Origin of the sequence: Tolypothrix sp. FACHB-123 (assembly GCF_014697075.1) — a bacterium.
Taxonomy (GTDB): domain Bacteria; phylum Cyanobacteriota; class Cyanobacteriia; order Cyanobacteriales; family Nostocaceae; genus Aulosira.
This window is the reverse complement of the sequence record NZ_JACJRE010000123.1, coordinates 1-6,501: the sequence shown is the minus strand read 5'-3', so window position 1 is coordinate 6,501 and position 6,501 is coordinate 1. Positions and strand designations below refer to the sequence as shown.

The window sequence follows — 6,501 nt, the reverse complement described above, 5'->3', positions numbered from 1 at the left end:
GGTGATGGTGAGGATAATGTCACTGTAGAAAGCACCCACAACGGTGAAACTAACCTGAATACTGCTGATGGTAATGACAACATTTATATCGAAAGTATTTATGGTAATACAACAGTTAGATCTGCTCAAGGAGATGATAGTATCACCGTCAGCAGTTCTCAACAATTGTTGGATAATATCGCCAATACTTTAACCGTTAGCGGTGGGATAGGTGGGGATATCTTAAATCTAGATGATTCTGGAGATAGCAAAGATAATATCGCCATTGTCACAGACAACGAAATTCGCGGCTTGGGAATGGGTGGGAAAATTAACTACGGTAGCTTTGAAAAACTCAATCTGCAAACAGGTGATGGTGAGGATAACGTCACTGTAGAAAGCACCCACAACGGTGAAACTAACCTAAATACTGCTGATGGTAATGACAACATTTATATCGAAAGTATTTACGGTAATACCACAGTTAGATCTGCTCAAGGAGATGATAATATCACTGTCAGCAGTTCTCAACAATTGTTGGATAATATCGCCAATACTTTAACCATCAGTGGTGGGATAGGTGGGGATATCTTAAATCTGGATGATTCTGGAGATAGCAAAGATAATATCGCCATTGTCACAGACAACGAAATTCGCGGCTTGGGAATGGGTGGGAAAATAAACTACGGTAGCTTTGAGCAACTCAATCTACAAACAGGTGATGGTGAGGATAACGTCACTGTAGAAAGCACCCACAACGGTGAAACTAACCTGAATACTGCTGATGGTAATGACAACATTTATATTGAGAGTATCTACGGTGATGCCACAGTTGTAACTAGTAACGGAAGTGACACAGTAAATGTAGACAACTCAAGCCTGCTACCAGCTGTGTTAATAGTAGATGGGGAAAAATGGAGGGATTAGTATCGAATTAAACCCATCCAAAAATTAAATTCATGCAAAGTATAGAATATAAGGAATATAGAGATTTTGCGTTTCATACAGCATAATCAATCCTGTTGACGCTGAAAATTTGAAAATCCTATTTTTGCGTCAACTAACTTCATGCGCAACCATGTGTTAATTGTGTATTTGCTCAATTTGCTGTGGTTTGCTTTCTAAACAAACTTCCCCAAAGATTTATAATTCGTTATGATTGTGATTTATCTTGGTTGCAGGGTGCTGAAATGAACTGTAGTAATTTTTGATATTTTATGGCTAAACTTTCCCACGAGTTAGAACGCTTTTTTTTTGAAACCGAACAACCTGCTCACGTTAAACTAGCAGATATTTTGTTGCTGGCAAAGGAACGAACCTTTGGATTTTTACTTGTTATTTTATCTTTACCTTCAGCTTTACCAATACCTGCACCCGGTTACTCTGTCCCTTTCGGTATCCTCATTTTTTTACTAGCGATACAAATGATCGCAGGTTCTAAAACGCTGTGGTTACCACAGAAGATGATCAATCATCCGATTAAACTAGAAACAGCCCAAGGAGTTGTGAAAACAGGAATTCCCTGGTTGCGCAGAATTGAAGCGATCGCTCGTCCGCGTCTGTCCTATATCTGCGTTACCTTACCCGGTAGAGTTGTCATCGGTAGTGCGATCGCCTTAATGGCAATTTCCATGATGATTCCCATTCCGGGAACTAACACTCTACCAGCAATGGGAATTTTTGTGACTAGTTTTGGTTTACTCGAAGATGATGGTGCAATTAGTCTGGGTGGTTTAGTGCTTTGTCTTATGGGCGCTATTCTCACTAGTTCGATTTTAATTGCCCTGATGTGGGGAGGTTCTAGTATACTTGATTACATCAAAATTTGGTTAGGCCGTTAAAAAAGGTAATCCAGGAACTTACAAAAAATAAATTACCCATATTTCGTAGTGCGTAAAGCCTTCGGCATAGCTTCGCTTAGCGCGTAGCGTGTCCGAAGGACAAACATCTTGCTCGCTTTTGAACACCAGCGAGCAAGATGTTTGTCCTTCCCTGCGAGAGGCTGCGCCCTAAGCGAAGCCTCTCGTTCGCGTAGCGTCTCCCCTTGGGAGAAGAGAAGGCTTTACGCACTAAAAATTTATTGGATATCTAAAAAATTGCATGTCCCGTATGTATATTATTTACCGTAGTTGAGAAGCGATCGCCTGGTCAATGTTGTCTGGTTGTGGCAAAACTTGACAGGAACGGTAAACGCTACCACAGGAGTAGATGAGAGTTGCGACTAACCCCGTCCAACCTGTTTGATGATTGGCTCCCAATCCCGCACCATTATCACCGTGAAAGTATTCGTAGAACAAAATCAAATCACGCCAATGAGGGTCAGTTTGAAACAGAGAATTACCGCCATGAACGGGACGATATCCGGCTTCATTACGTGCAAAAATACTCATCAACCTGTGGGATAACTCAATTGCAACTTCTTTTAAATTGGCAAATTGACCAGAACCGGTAGGACATTCAATTTGAAAATCATCCCCTAAGTAATGATGAAATTTTTCCAAAGATTCAATAATTAAATAATTCATGGGAAACCAAACAGGGCCACGCCAGTTAGAATTACCACCAAACATCCCATTACTTGATTCTGCGGGTTCGTAACTAACACAATGGTTCTGTCCATCAACTGCAAAAATATAAGGATGGTCAGCATGAAATCTCGACACAGAGCGAATACCATGCGGACTGAAAAACTCTGTTTCATCTAACATTTTTTGCAGAATTAACTTCAGTTTTTCGGGGTTGACAATGGCGAGTAATCGTCTAGCTTCATTGCCAGTAGTTTCTAAACAAGCTATATTTTGTTGCAGATTGGGACGGTTTTTAATGAACCATTCAAAGCGTTTTTTAAACCCAGGAAAAGCTTCTAAGACATTAGCTTCCAAGGTTTCAACGGCAAATAGAGGCACTAAACCTACCATTGACCGTACCTTTAAATGCAGTCGCTTGCTATCAGGTAAATTCAGCACATCATAGAAAAATTTATCTGTCTCAGCCCACAGGTTAATATCCGCCTCACCCATGTGATTCATGGCATGGGCAATATAAAGAAAATGTTCAAAAAACTTACTAGCTATGTCTTCATAGGTAGGATTAGTTTTAGCAAGTTCCAGAGCAATGGTTAACATATTCAAGCAATACATTCCCATCCAGCTTGTAGCGTCAGATTGCGATAAATAACCACCTGTAGGTAATTCATCACTGCGGTCAAAAATACCAATATTATCTAAACCTAAAAATCCCCCTTGAAAAGCATTATTACCATTACGGTCTTTGCGGTTAACCCACCAAGTAAAATTGAGTAATAGCTTTTGAAATACTCGCTCTAAAAAATCTGTATCACCACATCCGTAAATTTCTTTTTCAATTTGATAAATTCGCCAAGTACCCCAAGCATGAACTGGAGGATTGACATCACTAAAATGCCATTCATAGGCAGGAATTTGTCCGTTGGGATGCAGATACCATTCTCGCGTTAATCTATCCATTTGGCGTTTAGCAAAATCTGGATCGATGATGGCTAAGGGAATGACATGAAAAGCTAAATCCCAAGCAGCATACCAAGGAAATTCCCATTTATCAGGCATAGAAATAATGTCATCATTATAAAGATGCATCCATTCTTGATTACGAGGCTGATTTCGTTGGGGAAATGGTTGATTAGGGTCGCCATTCAACCAGTCTTCTACTACATAGTAATAAAATTGTTTTGTCCATAATAAACCAGCAAAAGCTTGTCGCTGTACTTGGCGAATATCTGCTGATAAATTATTCGCAGAAATAAATTGATAAAATTCGTCGGCTTCTTGCTGACGCAACTGTAATGTGGTATCAAATTCTTCAGCTAAAGGTTCTGCTAAATCTGGAATATCAGACAATCTTAGGCGAATAATTTGCGTTTCTCCTGCGCCAATTTCTAACTGGTAATGCGGCGCTGCTTTTGTACCTGTTTGGCTGGGATTGACTGCTTGATGATCGCCGTGAATAATATAGTTGTTAATCCCATCTTTCACATATGGGGAATGATTTTCAACTCCAAATAATCGCTGGTAGTTAGTTTCATTTTCAGTAAATAAGACAGTTTGACAATTTTGAAAATACAGCCAGCGATTGCCTAAAGAAGGGTGACATGCATGAATAACATTGTCAGAATGACTTAAAATTGGCTTTTGGCTGTCACCTTCCCAAGACCAAGTATTACGAAACCAGACTGTAGGTAAAATATGCAGGGTTTTAGCTGACGAAGCCCGATTAACAATGCTAATTTGAATGAGAATATCTTCGGGTGAATGTTTGGCATATTCGACAAATACATCAAAGTATTCATGATGATCAAAAATGCCTGTATCAACTAATTCAAATTCTGGTTCGTCGTAGCCCCGACGCTGATTTTCTGCTACTAATTTTTGGTAGGGAAATGCTTTTTGGGGATATTTATAAAGGTATTTCATGTAGGCATGAGAGGGGGTATTGTCAAGATAAAAGTAATATTCTTTGACATCTTCCCCGTGATTACCTTCTGGCCCAGATAGCCCAAATAGCCGTTCTTTGAGGATGGGATCTGCACCATTCCAAAGCGCGATCGCAAAACACAACCGTTGATGATTATCACTAATACCCGCAATCCCATCTTCACCCCAACGATAGGCGCGAGACCGAGCCTGTTCGTGGGGAAAATAATCCCAGGCTCTACCATCTGTACTGTAATCTTCGCGCACTGTTCCCCATTGGCGATCGCTCAAATAAGGCCCCCATCTGCGCCAATAGGCTTCACGGTTGCGGTCTTGTTCCAGTCTGTTTTGTTCTGCGGTCATGTTTTTTACTCTTTTTGCTAGTTTTATTTACGCAGACCAAGCTTCTCGAAAGTCAGCGTATAGCGTCAGTCCACCGTCAATAAATAGGGTTTGTCCAGTAATATATGCAGCTTCATCAGAGGCTAAAAAAGCTACCGCCGCCGCCATTTCCGCCGCAGTTCCCGCACGACCCATTGGGATATGACTTTCGACAACAGCTTTCTTTTCGGGGTTGTTTACCCAATCTTCGTTGATGGGGGTGATAGTTGCGCCTGGTGCGATCGCATTCACGCGAATACCCCGGTTTGCATATTCCAACGCCAGAGTTTTGGTCATATTTTCCATCCCACCTTTGCTGATGGAGTAGCTGACATACATCGGTCGGGGAATAATTTCGTGAACGCTGGAAATATTAATGATGATTCCCGGTTGATTTCGGGAGAGGAATTGTTTAATTGTTTCCCGCGCGCAGATATAAGCACCACGCAGATTTACCCCAATTACTCGGTCGAAGTCTTCAGTCTTGATTTCATGGGATGGACATTCAGTTTGAATGCCAGCATTGTTGATTAAAATATCAATACTGCCAAATTTATCCACTACAGTATTGACCATTTCGATAATGTCGAATTCCTGAGACACATCACCCTGTATTAATAGAGACTGAACGCCGCAATTATCGATATCGCCACAGGCTTTTTGCATAGCCATTTCCTCAGTATCTTCCGCAGCATCTGGACTTTTGTGGTAGTTAATCGCGACATTGCAACCTTCTTGCGCTAGACGAATAGCAACAGCTTGTCCAATTCCCGAACTTGCACCTGTAATCAAGGCGTTTTTACCTTTTAATCCTTTCATGGCATTTTTTCTCTATATTTTTTCTGGTTACTGAATAGTTGGTGGAAGAATTACTCGGTCAACTATATGGATGACGCCATTACTTGCTTGAATATCAGGTTGGATCACACGAGCGTCATTAACTCTAACCTCGTTATTAGCTTGGTCAGTTTTAATGTTTACTGGATTATTACCCAAAGTATTCACTTCTTTGGACTGAAGCTGATTCGCAGTTAAATTACCTGGAACAACATGATAAGCCAAAACCTGTCTCAAAAGTTCGCGGTTTTCTGGTTGTGAAAGTCGTTGTTTAGTCACTTCTGGAAGTGCAGCAAAAGCTTGATCTGAAGGCGCAAATAATGTGTAAGGGCCATCACCTAATTTATCTGTTAAATTCGCCTCCTTAATCAGATTTGTCAGTGTTGTCAATGAAGGATTAGCTTGTACTACACCTTGAATATCTTGATTCACTGTTGCACCAGGCGACACAGGCGTTGTCAGATCGGTAACAGGCGGTACATTAGTAGTTGGAGGAGTTTGAGCAGTTTCATTTGGCGTACAGGCTGCAAAAACTGGTAATAGTAGAATTCCTGTCAGAAAGCTGGCAAATTTTTTAATCTTCATATTTTTCACCCTAATTAAGAGATATCCAAAGATGTGATTTGCCTTTGATGTTAAAGATGAAATGTGAATGGAATATGACAGTAGTTATTGCCTGATTCAATATTAAAAGTGAATATTTTTATTGTTTGAGTGGGAAGCTTTTCTATCAAATGATAGATGTTATTTATCGGGTAATCCGGAGAATTTTGTCTTGCTGTGCTGGACAATTCCCCCGCCCATCACAGTTACTGGTTGTGACATATAATTCACCATCTGTCCCCATAATCGCCTC

General features: G+C 40.6%; 5 protein-coding genes and 1 pseudogene. 2 read left to right on the top strand and 4 right to left on the bottom strand.

The genetic code is table 11. From position 1 onward, the window contains the following. Both H6G41_RS33765 and H6G41_RS33760 read left to right on the top strand, forming a co-directional pair. On the top strand, window positions 1-906 hold a 906-nt coding region (locus H6G41_RS33765), incomplete at its 5' end, for a hypothetical protein (protein WP_190752711.1). 290 nt (window positions 907-1,196) lie between these two features. Beyond that, window positions 1,197-1,820, top strand: a complete 624-nt coding sequence (locus H6G41_RS33760; protein WP_190752710.1) for an exopolysaccharide biosynthesis protein — start codon at window positions 1,197-1,199, stop codon at window positions 1,818-1,820. A 279-nt stretch (window positions 1,821-2,099) separates the two neighbouring features. On the opposite strand, the gene H6G41_RS33755 is transcribed toward H6G41_RS33760, so the two are convergent. From H6G41_RS33755 to H6G41_RS35540, 4 genes and pseudogenes are all read right to left on the bottom strand, one after another. Beyond that, entirely contained in the window at window positions 2,100-4,790 is a 2,691-nt protein-coding gene (locus H6G41_RS33755) for a glucosidase (RefSeq protein ID WP_190752707.1), read from the bottom strand. Between the two features lie 27 nt (window positions 4,791-4,817). Then, a complete protein-coding gene (locus tag H6G41_RS33750) occupies window positions 4,818-5,627 on the bottom strand; it encodes a glucose 1-dehydrogenase (protein ID WP_190752705.1) in 810 nt (269 codons plus the stop codon). A 27-nt stretch (window positions 5,628-5,654) separates the two neighbouring features. Beyond that, the gene (locus H6G41_RS33745; RefSeq protein WP_190752703.1) at window positions 5,655-6,230 is read right to left on the bottom strand and encodes a fasciclin domain-containing protein; all 576 of its coding nucleotides are present in this window, start codon (window positions 6,228-6,230) and stop codon (window positions 5,655-5,657) included. A 163-nt stretch (window positions 6,231-6,393) separates the two neighbouring features. Further along, window positions 6,394-6,501 (bottom strand): annotated as a pseudogene (locus H6G41_RS35540) (PQQ-dependent sugar dehydrogenase); the annotation flags it as partial.